Below are 13,084 nucleotides of genomic sequence, written 5' to 3' on the forward strand. Positions count from 1 at the left end.
ACATGCCCGGAGAGAGCTGGCTTACACTATCAGGGTGCAAAGCGCAACGACGCCAAAACGAGTGGAGACCGGCTTCCGATGAACTATGTCAGCTATCGTGGGCAGCATGGGTTTTGGGCTGCGCTGATATACGCCAGCCTGTCTGCAGGTTGCGCCCAAGACCCAGCAGTCAGACAACCCGATGCCGTTGCCGAACTCCGCTCGGCGTCGGTCGTGGGTTATCTGCCGTTTCAAACCCTCCCCGACAGTCGCGCCCTGGTTCCGCCGCCTCCGGCGGATGGATCGGAGGCTTTTGCCCTTGACATGGATTACAGCCGCAGGAGCGTGGTCTTGTGCGATTCCCCGGCATGGAGACTGGCGGTTTCTGACGCTTATCTGATGTTCCCGCATGCGGCGGGCACCTTTTCCTGCGCATTGAATGCCCCGATCACGGAAGCGGATACGCCGCACCTTTACCTCCTGCTGCGAAAAACCCTGATCGACGCCGGGCTTTCGACCTATGCAGCAAAAAACTACTACCGGCGGGGACGGCCGTTCGCGTCGAACAAGGAGCCGATTTGCACGCCGGCGGAGCAGGGCAGGCTGGAGGAGAACGGCTCGTACCCTTCGGCGCACGGTGCGATCGGCATGACTTGGGCGCTCATTCTCGCCGAGCTTTCACCGGGGCAAACCGAGGAAATCCTCGCGCGTGGCCGTGCTTTCGGGCTGAGCCGGATCGTATGCAACGTGCACTGGTACAGCGATGCGATTCAGGGACGCAACATGGCTTCCGCAACGGTCGCCAAACTGCATGCGAACCCGGCGTTTCTTGCGGATTTTAAAGCCGCCAAAGCCGAGCTCGATGCGGTACACCGCAGGGGCCTGAAACCTCAGCGTGCCTGCAAGAGCGAAGCTGCGGCTGTGGCGCTTTAGCGGTCGTTGGTTCAGTGAGTTCATTAAAGATCACGATGCTGAAGCCCGCTGCAGGCACCGCCTCCTCGGCATCCGAGCTTCATCCGGAGCAAGATGAGTTGACAGAACGAAGTGGGTCGTTCGAACCGCCGGAATAGGCTGCAACACTGGGTTTTTCTTGTCGCGAACGATGCGCCTCCCTTCGTTCGGCGGCATCCTACGGATTGCTTGGGTGAAAAAATACAACCAGAGCAACAAGGGGTTGTAAGGACGCAATTTCTATTGATGGGAAAACTGCGGTGACACGAGGCCTCATGGCAATAGCCGTTTTGTTTTCTTTTCAAGTCAGGTTGAAGGAGCGTGTCGATTGTCGCGGGTGCCGTTCGACTAGTCCACGAAGCTTGCGTGAAAAAGCATGTCCGCAAGCCTGTTTTATCCCGTCAACCCATCCATCAGAGGCAAACACCATGCAAATCCAGCCTTACCTGTTTTTCGACGGCCGCTGCGACGAGGCGCTCGAGTTCTACCGTTCGGTACTGGGCGCCGAGGTCACCCTGCTCATGCGCTTCAAGGACAGCCCCGAGCCGCCCCAGTGCACGCCGCCGGCCGGAACCGAGGACAAGGTGATGCACGCCAGTTTCCGTATCGGCGAATCCGTCATTCTTGCGTCCGACGGCCGGTGTGGCGGACAGCCCAGCTTCCAGGGATTTTCGCTGACGCTGACGGTGGCGGACGAAAACGAGGCCGATCGCCTGTTTGCCGCTTTGGCCGAGGGCGGCCAGGTGCAGATGCCGCTTGCGAAGACCTTTTTTTCTCCGCGCTTCGGCATGGTCATCGACCGCTTCGGCGTGTGTTGGATGGTCCTCGTCGAATGCCGCGAGCCGGCGTAGCCAAGAGGAGAAGACCGATGCGATTCATGATCATCGTCAAAGCCACACGGGACTCCGAAGCGGGGCTCATGCCGCCGGAAGAGCTCATCGCTGAAATGGCGAGCTAGCACGAGGAACTGCAGAAAGCCGGGATGTTGCTCGATGCCTCCGGTCTGCAGCCGAGCGCGAAAGGCTGGCGCATCCGGTACTCGGGCGACAAGCGTTCGGTGGTCGACGGTCCGTTCGCCGAAACCAAGGAACTGATCGCCGGCTACACCCTGATCCAGGCGAAATCGAGGGAAGAAGCGATGGAATGGACGCGGCGCTTTCCCAATCCAACCATTGACGGCGCCGAATGCGAGATCGAAGTTCGCCAGTTGTTCGAGCTGGAAGACTTCGCTCCCGGCGAGGCGATCGAGCGGTTCCGGGAGCTCGACGTTTGCTTCGAAAAACAGCCGCCGGACGCCTCGGTCCTTTGATTCGGATATCGACTGGAGTCGCTAGGGAAATTGGCGCGGGCAGCATGGAGATCACCGGATCGTCGCCGCCTTCCAGGCTGGTCTTGAAGCTGGATTTCATCCGGCCGTTCGAAGCCCAGAACGTCGTGGAATTCACGCTGGAGCCCCAGGGTGAGACTACGCAGGTGACCTGGGCCATACACGGGCCTATGCCATTCCTCTCGAAAGTCATGACGGTATTTTTCAGTATGGACAAAATGATAGGCAAGGATTTCGAGGCAGGTCTTGCCAGCCTCAAGGCCGCAGCCGAAAACTGAAAGTCTCGTAGCAGCGCATGTGTTAGGAGTGTCCGATGAAATACTTGTGTTTGATTTGCGCGGAAACCGTGAAGGAACAGATGTCGGAAGCCGATGCGGAAAGGCATCTGGAGGAGTACCGGGAGTTTACAGAATCCATTCGGCGGAGCGGCCATTACATCGGCTGCAACCGTCTGCTGCCTCCGGCCGCCGCGACCACGATCCGGGTGCGAAACGGCAAGATTTCGGCGACAGACGGCCCTTACGCCAAGACCAAGGAGCAGCTCGGCGGCTATTACCTCATCGAGGCCAAAGATATGAACGAGGCAGTCGAGATCGCTTCGAGGATTCCGGGAGGCTGGATCGGATGCGTCGAGATTAGGCCTGTCGCGGAGGACGTGCAGACATTGAGTGTGCTGGGATTCTCAGCGGGATTGGAGTAACTTCGTATGCAAAGAATTACCCCGTTTTTATGGTTCGACAACCAAGCCGAAGAGGCAGTTGGCTTTTATATTTCTATTTTCGAAAAATCGAAAATACCTGAACAGGCTTGCTGAAACCATGAACATCCTGGGCCATCGTCATGGACTTCGGGCATCACCGGACGCCTTTTCGCTTCGCCGGGCTCGCTGCACGGTTTTCCGGAACGATTATGGTTACTTGAGAGGACACTAATGAATATCAAAATGCAAAGCGAACACGAGTGGCAGGAAAATCTCGTAGGCGAGTGGGTCTACGAGCACGAATGTTCGATGGAGCCGGGCAAACCGCCGGAGAAATTCAAGGGATCGGAAAGCATCCGTTCGCTCGGCGGCCTCTGGGTGCTGGCCGAGGGCAGCGGCGAGATGCCGGGCGGAGGCGTGGCGAACACCGTGATGACGCTGGGTTACGACCCTAAAAAGAAGCGATATGTCGGCACTTGGGTGGGTTCCATGATGACTCACCTGTGGGTTTACGACGGATACTTGGACGCCGAAGGAAAGGTGCTGACGCTCGAAACCGAAGGTCCTGACTGTACCGAGGAAGGAAAACTCGTGAGGTACAAGGACGTCATCGAGATCAAAGGCAGCGACCATCGGGTGATGACGTCTCACAAACTGGGGGCTGATGGAAAATGGCACCCATTCATGACTGCGAGCTATCGGAGGAAGCGGTAGCGACTGCATAGTCCGCCGCAAGCAGGGTTTTCAGCTCTCCGCCTCGTGTATCGCTTCGTCCTGATCCTTCGCCAAGTCCGCGTCGAGAAAAGCCCCGCATTCGGGTACTTCCATGCGGAATTGGGAGGTGACGTCGATGTCGACGGTGGCCTCGCGCATCGTGAAGTCCAGCACGTGGCCGCCGACGGTTGCCGTTTTGTCCAAGAAATGCACGTGGTAGCCAGCGACGTTGACGCCCTGGGTGTAGTCGGGGAAACGGAAGCCGACCAGGGTGCCTTCCAGGTTGTCGTATTCGAATTCGGGCTGGTGGCGGGCGACTTCGACCAGGGGTGGGTAGGGTTTGTGCTGGCGCGGCACCGTGCGGACGCGGATGTAATCGAAGCGGGCCCGCACCCGGATGGCGTAGAAAATGTTCTTGCTGGGCGCGGCCTTGTCGACGGCGGCCTGGAACTGCTTCCAGTCGATCGGGTTGGGCCAGGCCACCTGCACGGTCGGTTCGAATAGCGTTACCACGGCGAATGGCGTCTTGGCGGCGGGTGGGACGGGATAGGCCTTGCCGTCCGATTTGATCTGGAAGAATCGGCCTTCGAGGGCGACCATCTCGCCGTCCAGTGCGTTGAAGGTGCCCAGGCCGAAGTCGCCGTGCTCGGCCAGTTCGCCGTAGGTCACTTCGCCGTCGTAGACGCCTTCCATGAGGGCGCCGATCGTGGAGGCCTGGTACACCTCGTGGTCCTCGCGGCCCAGCGGGTGGAACAGGTCGCCTTTCTGCTGGTGGTTGCGGAAGGCTTGGATGAAGATGTCGTCGATGGCCAAGGCAATCTCCTTAAGTCAGTGCTGGGCGGATGCGTTGATCGCGTCGACCAGGTCGACGTTGTCGCTGTAGTCGATGGGGACTTCGATCAGCACCGGGGTGTCGGCGGCCAAGGCCCGGTTCAGCACCGGGACGATGTCGTTCACGGATTCGATCCGGTAGCCGGTCGCGCCGAAGGCTTCCGCCAGCTTGACGAAATCGGTGGGGCCGAATTCGGCGCCGAAGCTGCGGCCGTAGTCGCGCATCTGCAGGCTGCGGATCAGGTTGTAGCTGCCGTCTTTCCAGACGATGTGCACGATCGGCAGCCTCAAGCGCACTGCGGTTTCCAGCTCCATGCAGGTCATCAGGAAGGAGCCGTCGCCGGACACCGAAACCACTTTCTTTCCGGGCCGGGCCAGGGCTGCGCCGATAGCCCAGGGCAGGGCGACGCCCATGGTCTGGTGTCCCATGCTGAACAGCAGGTGGCGCGGGGCATAGCAGAAGAAATAGCGGGCCATCCAGATTTCGTGGGCGCCGACGTCGCAGGTCACCGTCACCTCGTCGTCCAGCGTGGCCCGAAGGTCGTGGATGAGGCGCAGGGGATGGATCGGCATGCCGGCCAGCGCCGCGCCGCGGCCTTGCTCTTCCAGCAGACGCCGCCGCGCTTCGGCGACGGCGGGTTGTTCGGCCGGAGTCTCGCCTAGGAGTTGGCCGCCGAGCGCCTCCAGGTTGGCAGTGATGTCGCCGACCAATTCGGCGGCAGGGCGGTAGGCCCGGTCGACGGTGGCGGGCAGGGCGTCCAGGTGGATCACCTGTGATTGCGGCGAGATCCAGGCGGAAGGCTCGTATTCGATCGGGTCGTAGCCGATGGTGAGCACCAGATCGGCCTGGCGCAGCACGTCGTCGCCCGGCTGATTGAGCACATAGCCGACCCGGCCGACGAAGTTTTCGACCAAGTCGCGCGAGAGGGTCCCGGCGGCTTCGAAGGTCATCGCCACCGGCAGCGGATGCCGCTCCAGGAAACGCCGGACTGCTGCCGCCGCTCCAGGCGCGCTTGCCCGCACGCCGAGCAGGATGGCGGGCGCTTTGGCATCGTTCAGCAGGTCCGCCGCGCGTTCGACGATGGCGGCCGGGGCTGCGCCCCAGACGGCGGGTTCAGCCGGAGCCAGGGCTTCCGCCGTGACCGGCGCGGTGAGCATGTCGTTCGGCACCGAGACGTGAACGGCGCCGCCGCGCGGCGCTTGCGCGGTACGGAAGGCGTTGATTAGGATTTCCGATACGGTGTTCGGCTCCTCGACCTCGACGCTCCATTTGGTGATCGGCGCGAACAAGCTCACCGAGTCCAAGTTCATGTGGCTCTGTTTGAACTGCACGGCCCGCGGCACTTGACCGGTGATGACGACCAGCGGGTCGCGGTCTTCTGTGGCGGTCGCCACGCCGCAGACGGCGTTGATGAGGCCGGGACCCGAGGTGGTGAGCACCACGCCGGGCTGGCCGGTGATCCGGCCCCAGGCCTGGGCCATGAAGGCGGCGCCGGTTTCGTCCCGGCACACGATGAAGCGAGGACCACGTTCGGCCAGCACGTTCAGGATCGGGAGTATCGCGCCGCCGGGCACGCCGAAGACATATTCGACGCCCAGCGCTTGCAGCGAATCGACCAGCAGGTCGGCGCCGGTGCGGGGACGGCTTGTTTCATTCATGAGCGTGATCCTCTTTTGAAGTTCAATGTCCAGTCAGCCGCGCATAAGCCGGGGTCCACATCCGTTCGTCCACCAAACGTTCCAGATCGGCATCGCTGGAGCGCGCTGAGACGCCGGCGGCGATGGCCTCCTTTGCGACAGCCAGCGCGATGCAGCGCGATACGCTGCGGATGGCGGTCAGGGGCGGGAGCAGGGGGCCGTCCGGGTCGGTTGCCGCGGGGGAGGCGTCGGCCAGAGCTTGGGCTGCGGCCATGAACATGCCGGGGGTGACCCGGCGAGCGCCGACGGCCAGGATGCCTAGCCCCAGCCCCGGAAAAACATAGCTGTTGTTGCACTGTGGAATCGAGATCGTGCGCCCCTCCCAGGCAACGTCGGCGAACGGGCTGCCGGTGGCGACCAGGGCACGGCCTTCGGTCCAGGCCAGGATCTGGGCGGGCAGGGCTTCGCAGCGGGAAGTCGGGTTCGACAGCGGCAGGACGATAGGGTGCGGCACCCGGCCGGCCATCGTCTTGACGATGGATTCGGTGAAAGCCCCCGTTACTCCGGAGACGCCGATCAGCACGGTGGGGTGTGCGTTGTTTACTACCTCGGCCAGGCCGATGGTCCCCGCTTGATCCAACCGCCAGCCGGCCAGCCGTTCAGCTGGCTGCACGAAGGCTTGCTGGAACGGCAGCAGCCCGGAAAGTCCCTCGCGCAGCAGGCCGGCCCGGTCGATCAGATAGAAGCGCGAGCGCGCTTCGGTCTCGGACAAGCCGTCCCGGACCATTGCCGCGCACAGTTGCTCGCTGATGCCGCAGCCGGCAGAGCCCGCGCCGAACACGGCGACGACCTGGTCCCGCAGCCGAACTCCCGTGGCCTTGATCGCGGCCAGTACCGTGCCGGTGGCGACCGCCGCCGTGCCCTGGATGTCGTCGTTGAAGGTGCAGAGCCGGTCGCGGTAGCGCTCCAGCAGCGGGCCAGCATTGGCCTGGGCGAAGTCTTCCCATTGCAGCAGCACGTTCGGATAGCGCCGCATCACCGCCTGCACGAAGCGCTCGACGAAGGCGTCGTATTCGGCGCCGCGCACCCGCGGGTGGCGCCAGCCCATGTACAGCGGGTCGTTCAGCAGGGCGGGATTGTCCGTGCCGACGTCCAGCAGCACCGGCAAGGTGCGGGCCGGGTGAATCCCGCCGCAGAGGGTATACAGCGCCAGCTTGCCGATCGGGATGCCCATGCCACCGGCGCCCTGGTCGCCCAGGCCGAGGATGCGCTCGCCGTCCGTCACCACGATCACGTCAACGTCCCGCTGCAGGGCATTGGCCAGCAGTGCGTCGATGTCGCCGCGCTGCGGATAGGCGACGAACAGGCCGCGCGGATGCCGGTAGATGTGGCTGAACCGCTGGCAGGCTTCGCCCACGGTCGGCGTGTAGACGACGGGCATCATCTCGCCGATGTAGTCCTGCATCAGCCGGTAGAACAGCACTTCATTCTCGTCCTGCAGGGCACGCAGGTAGATGTGGCGTTCCAGGTCGGTGGCCTTGCCCTTGAATGCCTCGTAGGCCCGTTCGAGCTGGGCATCGAGGTCGTCGACATGCGGCGGCAACAACCCGAGCAGGCCCAGTTCGCGGCGCTCTTCCTCCGGAAAGGCCGTGCCCTTGTTGAACAGCGGATGGTTCAGCAGCAAAGCGCCCTTGAGCGGCACCGACCAGGTTTCCTTGCCGGTTTGTGGATCGCGGGCGATTTTGAAGTCGATCATGAGATTTGAGTCCTCAGCGCGGCCCGACCCGCAGGGTCGCGATGCCGATATAGATTTCCACCAGGAAAACGAGCAAGGCCAGCATCAGCGTGGCCATGGCCGCGATGAACAGCAGCGCGATCGCCGTGCCCAACTGGGCGTCGGAAATGCCGCCCACGAAGAGAATGCCGACCACCGTACAGATCAGGAGGGCGCTGATCGTGCAGAGGGTGAGGGCTGCGCCGATCATCCGGGCGCGCCGCCACAAAATTCTGAGTTCCACATGGGCGAACTGGCGCATCTTCTGGTCGAGCCTTTCGAGGTTGTCTTCCAGGTAGCGCGCCCGGTCGATGCAGCGGGAGAGGCGGACCGTCATCACCGACAGCACGGCGCCGATGCTGGTCAGCAGGAATACCGGCGCAACGGCGAGCTGGATGACGTGGGCGACGTCCTCGATGTTGATCAGGAATTGCATCGATGGTCTCCCGGCAGGCGGCTCAATCCAGGCGTTTCAGCCCGAGCCCAGGCTTGCCGGTCACACTCAGCCGGCCGTCCTCGAGGACGAAGCCGCCTTCGGCGATGTCGCGGGCCAAGTCGAAGCTGCCGTCCAGGTCGAGGTAGCGGGTGGCCGGGCAGGCGAGGGCGGCGTGCAGGGCGGCGGCGATGCTGATGCGGCTCTCGTCCATGCAGCCCCACATCAGCGCGATGCCCGCCGTTTCGGCGATCGCGGCGATCCGCAGTGCCGGGGCCAGCCCTCCGCATTTCATCAGTTTGATGTTGAAGATGCCGCAAGCGGCGGGCGGCGCGGCCAGGGCGAAGGCGTCGGCGGGGCCGAGCAGGGATTCGTCGGCGGCGACCCGCCGTCGCACCGCTTCCGGCAGCGCCCGGAACCAGTCGGTCCTCTCCGCCGGGAAGGGCTGTTCGACGAACTCGATGCCGAGTTCCCGGCCGGCCCGGTCGAGCCGGAGCAGGCCGTCGACGCCGTAGCTCTGGTTGGGGTCGACCCGCATGACTGCGCGTCCGGCCAGCGTTTCGTGCAGCCGATGCAGCCGCGCGAAATCCTCCGTCTCTTCACCGGAGAGCTTGACCTTGAGCACCCGGAAGCCGAGGCCGAGGTATTCGCGGGCCTCCGTCAGCGTTTCCTCGACCGGCTTGATGCCGATGGTGACCGAGGTCGGCAGGCTGTCGTGCGCGCGTCCCAGGACGTCGGCCAGGGGCAGATCCAGCGCTTGGGCGAACAGGTCGTGCAGCGCCATGTCGAGGGCGGCGCGGGCGGCCGGCGCGGCGGGCAGCCGTTCCGTCAATTCCCGGCACAGCCGCGGCAGGGTGCGGATGTCCCGGCCGATCAGCCAGTCGAGATCGTCCACGCTCAAGGCGGCGTGGCAGGCTTCCAGGGTTTCGCCGGTGACGTGGTGTTCAGGCGAGGCTGCGCCCAAGCCGAGCAAGCCGTCCGTAGTCCTGACTTCGACGATCAGGTTGTCGACTTCGTCGATGGAACGGAAGGCGATGCGGTAGGGCCGTGTCAGCGGGAAGTGTTCGGTCCGCACCCGGATGTCGAGGATATTCATGCGACTTGCTTCCGGTCCAGCAACGCCCGCAGCGGCGGCAGCAGCTCGGTTACACCGTCTTCCAGCGGGCAGACGACCGGGATGTCCAGGGTCCGGGCCAGTCTGCGCTGCGCTTCCCGCAATTCTTCCGGGCTCGAATCCCGTCCGTTCAGGCTGACGCCCAGCACCGGCACACCGTAGTGTTCGATCAGCCGGATTTCGTCCTCCACGGGAGGAATCCGGAAATGCGGTCCTTCGAAGCCGTCGTAACAGCGCCGGCCGGGGGCGTGCTGCAGGATGACACCCGCCGTGGCCCCCGACAGCAGCAGTTCCGCCCCGCAGGGTCCGCTCGGATTGCGCAGGGCGGATTGGCCTTCCAGGACGATGAGGTCGGGCCGGCATTCGCGGTAACAGCTCAGGATGGCGTGCTCCAGCTCGCCGCTGACGAAGTCGTTCGGCAGGGCATCCAGGATCAGGCCATGCCGCCCGCCCTGCATCCAGCCGGTCTGGCCGGTGTAGATCATCTCGGTCTTGACGCCTACCGCGTTCAGCGCCTGGACCACCCATCGGGAGGTGGTGCGCTTGCCCAGGGCGCAGTCGGTGCCGAGCACCGCGATCCGCGGTGCGACTACGCCGTGGATCTGGCCGGTCCAGAAATGCAGTTCGGCGACGGGCTTGGGCCGGCGCAAGTCGAGGATACTGGCGCCGTGGCGGGCCGTTTCCGCCGCGATTTCCGGATCGTCTCCGGCGAGGTCATGCAGGCCGTTGACCAGCGACAGGCCGGCCCGTGCCGCTTCGAGCAGGGCGGTGCGCAGGGTTTCGGTGAAGCGACCGCCGTGTGTCGCCATGCCGACGATGGCGAATTCGGGACGTATGCGCGCGTGGGCCAGGGCGGCGTCGATCGAGGCAAGAACGGGAATGCCCCGTGGCCGTCCGTCGAGCAGGGTGCCGGCGTCTTGGCCGGCGCAGGCGGGATCGATCACGGCGACGATGTCGAAGCGGTCCGTGCTTCGGACCAGGCCGTGGGCGACTTTGCCGTGTATGTCCCGGAAGCAGCCGTGGGCCAGAATGAGGGCGGGCGACTTGTCCAAGCTTGTAGTCCTCCATGCGAAGCGCGGCGAGTGGTGCCCATCATATACCGGGATTCGGGAACAATCGGTGAAATGGGTTTCCATGCCCGTTTGTCACAAACCGTACAAATGCCTCTGGCCGTTGAGTCAGGTGTTGTGCCCACGCCAAGGGTGGCCAGGGCGCCACCGTGAATTCATTGGGTTTGTCGTGCCGCCAGCGGATGGCATATCGGTTGCTTGGGTAGTATCCGAGAGTTGTTTCCATGCATCCCCATGCGAGGAGGTGTTCCATGATCGGCTACGAATTCATCGACCAGGACTATCGCGAAACGGTCGTTCCCAGCACACCTGCAAACGAGCAGGAGACGGCAGCGACCGAGCAGGACGAATATCCCTTCTACATCATCCCGGCGCCGCCCGTGCCGGGACGGACTTCGTGGAGCGTGGTTCCGTGGTAGGAAACGAGGCCGCCATGCCGTCCCTCGCGGAGCTTTTGCGCGAGGATGTCGGCTGCGTGTTCGAGCGCGACCCGGCGGCGCGGAGCCGGCTGGAAGTCATGCTGACCTATCCCGGCGTCCACGCGGTACTGCTGCACCGGATCGCTCATCGGCTGTGGCGCGCGGGACACCGCCTGAGCGCCCGGCTGATGGCGGCATTCGCCCGCTGGCTGACCAACGTCGACATCCATCCCGGCGCCACCATCGGCCGGCGCTTTTTCATCGACCACGGCGCCGGCGTGGTGATCGGCGAGACCGCCGAGATCGGCGACGACGTGACGCTTTATCACGGCGTCACCCTCGGCGGCACCTCGTGGAACAAGGTGAAACGCCATCCCACCCTGGGCAGTGGCGTGCTGGTCGGCGCCGGCGCCAAGATTCTGGGGCCCATCACGCTCGGCGACCAGGTCCGCGTCGGCGCGAATTCGGTGGTGATCAAGGACGTGCCGGCTTACTGCACGGTGGTCGGCATCCCCGGCAAGATCGTCCAGCCCAAGAGTTCGCGCCGGATCGATCCCCACGGCATCGACCTGGACCACCATTTGATCCCCGATCCGGTCGGCAAGGCGGTGCAATGCCTGCTGGACCGGATCGAAATCCTGGAAGACGAGCTGGTGAAGCGCCACATCGATTCGAACCACGCGTGCAGGCAGTGCGAAGGGGAACCGGTGTGCAGGGAACCCGCGGACATGGAATCTTGAATCATCGAGCTTTGAGGAGGACGGCATGAGCAGCGATACGCCGGCAAACACCCAGCACTGCTCCTTTTGTGGTATCGAACAAAGCAGAGACACGCCGCTCATCGCCGGCATCGAGGGCCAGATCTGCGAGGCCTGCGTGCGCCTGGCCGAGCAGGTGGTGACGAACTGGGGCCGCAAGCGGTCGATGGCGGAGCTGCACGGCAACGTTCCCAAGCCGTGGGACATCAAGCGCCACCTCGACCAGTACGTGATCGGTCAGGAGCTGTCCAAGGAAATCCTTTCCGTCGCCGTCTACAACCACTACAAGCGCCTCCGCCACGAGAGCCGCGAGATCCTGGGGCTGGCCGCGGACGACACGGACGTTCAGGTCGGCAAATCGAACATCCTGATGATCGGACCCACCGGCACCGGCAAGACCCTCCTGGCCAGCACCCTGGCGCGCATCGTCGGCGTGCCGTTCGTGGTGGCGGATGCGACCACCCTGACTCAGGCCGGCTATGTCGGCGACGACGTCGAGAACATCCTGGTGCGCCTGCTGGAAGCCGCCGACGGCAGCGTCGAACGGGCGGAATGGGGCATCGTGTACATCGATGAAGTTGACAAGCTGGCGAAGAGCCCGGAAATGGCGATCAACACCCGCGACATTTCCGGCGAAGGCGTGCAGCAGGCCCTCTTGCGCTTCGTCGAAGGCAGCCAGGTGAAGGTGGCGGCCCGAGGCCGGCGGCGCGAAGGCAGCGGCGGCGACGAGGTCACAATCGATACCCGCAACATCCTGTTCATCGCGGGGGGTGCGTTTCCGGGCTTGGAAAAGCACGTGGAGAAACGCATCGGCCCGCCGCGCGGCGAGATCGGTTTCCACGCGCCCATGCAGGACTCGAAAAAGCCGCCCTTGGAGGAATTGCTGGCGGAAATCCAGCCCGAAGACCTGCGGCGGTTCGGGTTGATCCCGGAGTTCATCGGCCGCTTCCCCGTGATCGCTCCCTTGGAGCCGCTGGACGAGGCCGCTTTGGTCCGCATTCTCACAGAGCCCCGAGATGCTCTGGTGCGGCAATACCAGAAATTGTTCGCCTACGAGGGCGTCGAACTGGTCTTCACCGAGGCAGCGATCCGCCGCATCGCCGCGCGCACCATCGAGCGGGACACCGGCGCGCGCGGCTTGCGCAGCATCATCGAGCACATCCTCCGCCGACCGATGTTCGAGATTCCCTCGCAGTCGGACGTCCGCCAGTGCGTCGTCGATGCGGACACGGTGGAACGCAACGCCCCAGTGAAGCTGATCCGCGACGAGGAGGCTTCGTCGGATTCCTGCGCCGCCGCAGGGTGCGTCTGAGGCGAAAGCCGCGGGAAGGCCTGTGGATTCTCACTCGCAGGTAAAGAGGGGCGACCCGCTTCCA

16 protein-coding genes are annotated in these 13,084 nt (G+C 64.0%); 10 read left to right on the forward strand and 6 right to left on the reverse strand.

Annotation, left to right across the window (positions count from 1 at the left end):
- Nucleotides 1–78 precede the first annotated feature (78 nt).
- The 7 genes from GNH96_RS10080 to GNH96_RS10110 all read left to right on the forward strand — a co-directional run bounded on the left by GNH96_RS10080 (nt 79) and on the right by GNH96_RS10110 (nt 3,671).
- Complete coding sequence (locus tag GNH96_RS10080) at nt 79–912, forward strand: acid phosphatase (RefSeq protein WP_169603550.1); 834 nt, start codon at nt 79–81, stop codon at nt 910–912.
- 446 nt (nt 913–1,358) lie between these two features.
- Nucleotides 1,359–1,781 carry a VOC family protein gene (locus tag GNH96_RS10085; protein WP_169603551.1) on the forward strand — a complete coding sequence of 141 codons (423 nt, stop codon included), beginning with the start codon at nt 1,359–1,361 and terminating at the stop codon, nt 1,779–1,781.
- A 131-nt stretch (nt 1,782–1,912) separates the two neighbouring features.
- Nucleotides 1,913–2,239: a YciI family protein gene (locus GNH96_RS10090; protein ID WP_223163405.1), complete on the forward strand. Its 327-nt coding sequence runs from the start codon at nt 1,913–1,915 to the stop codon at nt 2,237–2,239.
- A 44-nt stretch (nt 2,240–2,283) separates the two neighbouring features.
- Nucleotides 2,284–2,535 carry an SRPBCC family protein gene (locus GNH96_RS10095; protein ID WP_169601118.1) on the forward strand — a complete coding sequence of 84 codons (252 nt, stop codon included), beginning with the start codon at nt 2,284–2,286 and terminating at the stop codon, nt 2,533–2,535.
- Nucleotides 2,536–2,570: 35 nt separating this feature from the next.
- The gene (locus tag GNH96_RS10100) at nt 2,571–2,957 is read left to right on the forward strand and encodes a YciI family protein (RefSeq protein WP_169603552.1); all 387 of its coding nucleotides are present in this window, start codon (nt 2,571–2,573) and stop codon (nt 2,955–2,957) included.
- 6 nt (nt 2,958–2,963) lie between these two features.
- Nucleotides 2,964–3,071 carry a VOC family protein gene (locus GNH96_RS10105; RefSeq protein ID WP_228719808.1) on the forward strand — a complete coding sequence of 36 codons (108 nt, stop codon included), beginning with the start codon at nt 2,964–2,966 and terminating at the stop codon, nt 3,069–3,071.
- A gap of 129 nt (nt 3,072–3,200) precedes the next feature.
- Nucleotides 3,201–3,671, forward strand: coding sequence for a DUF1579 domain-containing protein (locus GNH96_RS10110; protein WP_228719809.1), 471 nt, complete (start codon nt 3,201–3,203; stop codon nt 3,669–3,671).
- A gap of 30 nt (nt 3,672–3,701) precedes the next feature.
- Here GNH96_RS10110 and budA read toward each other — a convergent pair whose 3' ends face one another.
- Genes budA through GNH96_RS10140 form a run of 6 tightly spaced genes read right to left on the reverse strand, consistent with a single transcriptional unit; the run spans nt 3,702 to nt 10,513 of the window.
- On the reverse strand, nt 3,702–4,484 hold the full coding sequence (gene budA / locus GNH96_RS10115) for an acetolactate decarboxylase (RefSeq protein WP_169603554.1): 783 nt from the start codon (nt 4,482–4,484) through the stop codon (nt 3,702–3,704).
- 15 nt (nt 4,485–4,499) lie between these two features.
- Nucleotides 4,500–6,161 carry an acetolactate synthase AlsS gene (alsS, locus tag GNH96_RS10120; RefSeq protein ID WP_169603555.1) on the reverse strand — a complete coding sequence of 554 codons (1,662 nt, stop codon included), beginning with the start codon at nt 6,159–6,161 and terminating at the stop codon, nt 4,500–4,502.
- 22 nt (nt 6,162–6,183) lie between these two features.
- Nucleotides 6,184–7,896, reverse strand: coding sequence for an NAD-dependent malic enzyme (locus GNH96_RS10125; RefSeq protein ID WP_169603556.1), 1,713 nt, complete (start codon nt 7,894–7,896; stop codon nt 6,184–6,186).
- A 13-nt stretch (nt 7,897–7,909) separates the two neighbouring features.
- Nucleotides 7,910–8,350, reverse strand: a complete 441-nt coding sequence (locus GNH96_RS10130) for a DUF2721 domain-containing protein (protein WP_169603557.1) — start codon at nt 8,348–8,350, stop codon at nt 7,910–7,912.
- Between the two features lie 22 nt (nt 8,351–8,372).
- Nucleotides 8,373–9,443, reverse strand: coding sequence for a dipeptide epimerase (locus GNH96_RS10135; RefSeq protein ID WP_169603558.1), 1,071 nt, complete (start codon nt 9,441–9,443; stop codon nt 8,373–8,375).
- Nucleotides 9,440–10,513: a DUF1611 domain-containing protein gene (locus GNH96_RS10140; protein ID WP_169603559.1), complete on the reverse strand. Its 1,074-nt coding sequence runs from the start codon at nt 10,511–10,513 to the stop codon at nt 9,440–9,442. The genes GNH96_RS10135 and GNH96_RS10140 overlap by 4 nt, the downstream gene beginning before the upstream one ends.
- Before the next feature lie 269 nt (nt 10,514–10,782).
- On the opposite strand from GNH96_RS10140, the gene GNH96_RS10145 reads away from it, so the two are divergent.
- Genes GNH96_RS10145 through clpX form a run of 3 tightly spaced genes read left to right on the forward strand, consistent with a single transcriptional unit; the run spans nt 10,783 to nt 13,020 of the window.
- Entirely contained in the window at nt 10,783–10,950 is a 168-nt protein-coding gene (locus tag GNH96_RS10145; RefSeq protein WP_169603560.1) for a hypothetical protein, read from the forward strand.
- Between the two features lie 14 nt (nt 10,951–10,964).
- Complete coding sequence (gene cysE / locus GNH96_RS10150) at nt 10,965–11,690, forward strand: serine O-acetyltransferase (RefSeq protein WP_228719810.1); 726 nt, start codon at nt 10,965–10,967, stop codon at nt 11,688–11,690.
- 25 nt (nt 11,691–11,715) lie between these two features.
- Nucleotides 11,716–13,020, forward strand: coding sequence for an ATP-dependent Clp protease ATP-binding subunit ClpX (gene clpX / locus GNH96_RS10155; RefSeq protein WP_169603562.1), 1,305 nt, complete (start codon nt 11,716–11,718; stop codon nt 13,018–13,020).
- Nucleotides 13,021–13,084 lie beyond the last annotated feature (64 nt).

It is taken from the genome of Methylococcus geothermalis (assembly GCF_012769535.1).
Classification (GTDB): Bacteria; Pseudomonadota; Gammaproteobacteria; order Methylococcales; family Methylococcaceae; genus Methylococcus; species Methylococcus geothermalis.

Bases quoted from the DNA above. Each gene is read 5' to 3' on its own strand.
- GNH96_RS10095 (WP_169601118.1), top strand. From the start codon at position 2,284: ATGGAGATCACCGGATCGTCGCCGCCTTCCAGGCTGGTCTTGAAGCTG.
- cysE (WP_228719810.1), top strand. From the start codon at position 10,965: ATGCCGTCCCTCGCGGAGCTTTTGCGCGAGGATGTCGGCTGCGTGTTC.
- GNH96_RS10085 (WP_169603551.1), top strand. From the start codon at position 1,359: ATGCAAATCCAGCCTTACCTGTTTTTCGACGGCCGCTGCGACGAGGCG.
- GNH96_RS10145 (WP_169603560.1), top strand. From the start codon at position 10,783: ATGATCGGCTACGAATTCATCGACCAGGACTATCGCGAAACGGTCGTT.
- GNH96_RS10135 (WP_169603558.1), bottom strand. From the start codon at position 9,443: ATGAATATCCTCGACATCCGGGTGCGGACCGAACACTTCCCGCTGACA.
- GNH96_RS10125 (WP_169603556.1), bottom strand. From the start codon at position 7,896: ATGATCGACTTCAAAATCGCCCGCGATCCACAAACCGGCAAGGAAACC.
- GNH96_RS10100 (WP_169603552.1), top strand. From the start codon at position 2,571: ATGAAATACTTGTGTTTGATTTGCGCGGAAACCGTGAAGGAACAGATG.
- GNH96_RS10110 (WP_228719809.1), top strand. From the start codon at position 3,201: ATGCAAAGCGAACACGAGTGGCAGGAAAATCTCGTAGGCGAGTGGGTC.
- GNH96_RS10130 (WP_169603557.1), bottom strand. From the start codon at position 8,350: ATGCAATTCCTGATCAACATCGAGGACGTCGCCCACGTCATCCAGCTC.
- GNH96_RS10105 (WP_228719808.1), top strand. From the start codon at position 2,964: ATGCAAAGAATTACCCCGTTTTTATGGTTCGACAACCAAGCCGAAGAG.
- GNH96_RS10080 (WP_169603550.1), top strand. From the start codon at position 79: ATGAACTATGTCAGCTATCGTGGGCAGCATGGGTTTTGGGCTGCGCTG.
- GNH96_RS10090 (WP_223163405.1), top strand. From the start codon at position 1,913: ATGTTGCTCGATGCCTCCGGTCTGCAGCCGAGCGCGAAAGGCTGGCGC.
- clpX (WP_169603562.1), top strand. From the start codon at position 11,716: ATGAGCAGCGATACGCCGGCAAACACCCAGCACTGCTCCTTTTGTGGT.
- alsS (WP_169603555.1), bottom strand. From the start codon at position 6,161: ATGAATGAAACAAGCCGTCCCCGCACCGGCGCCGACCTGCTGGTCGAT.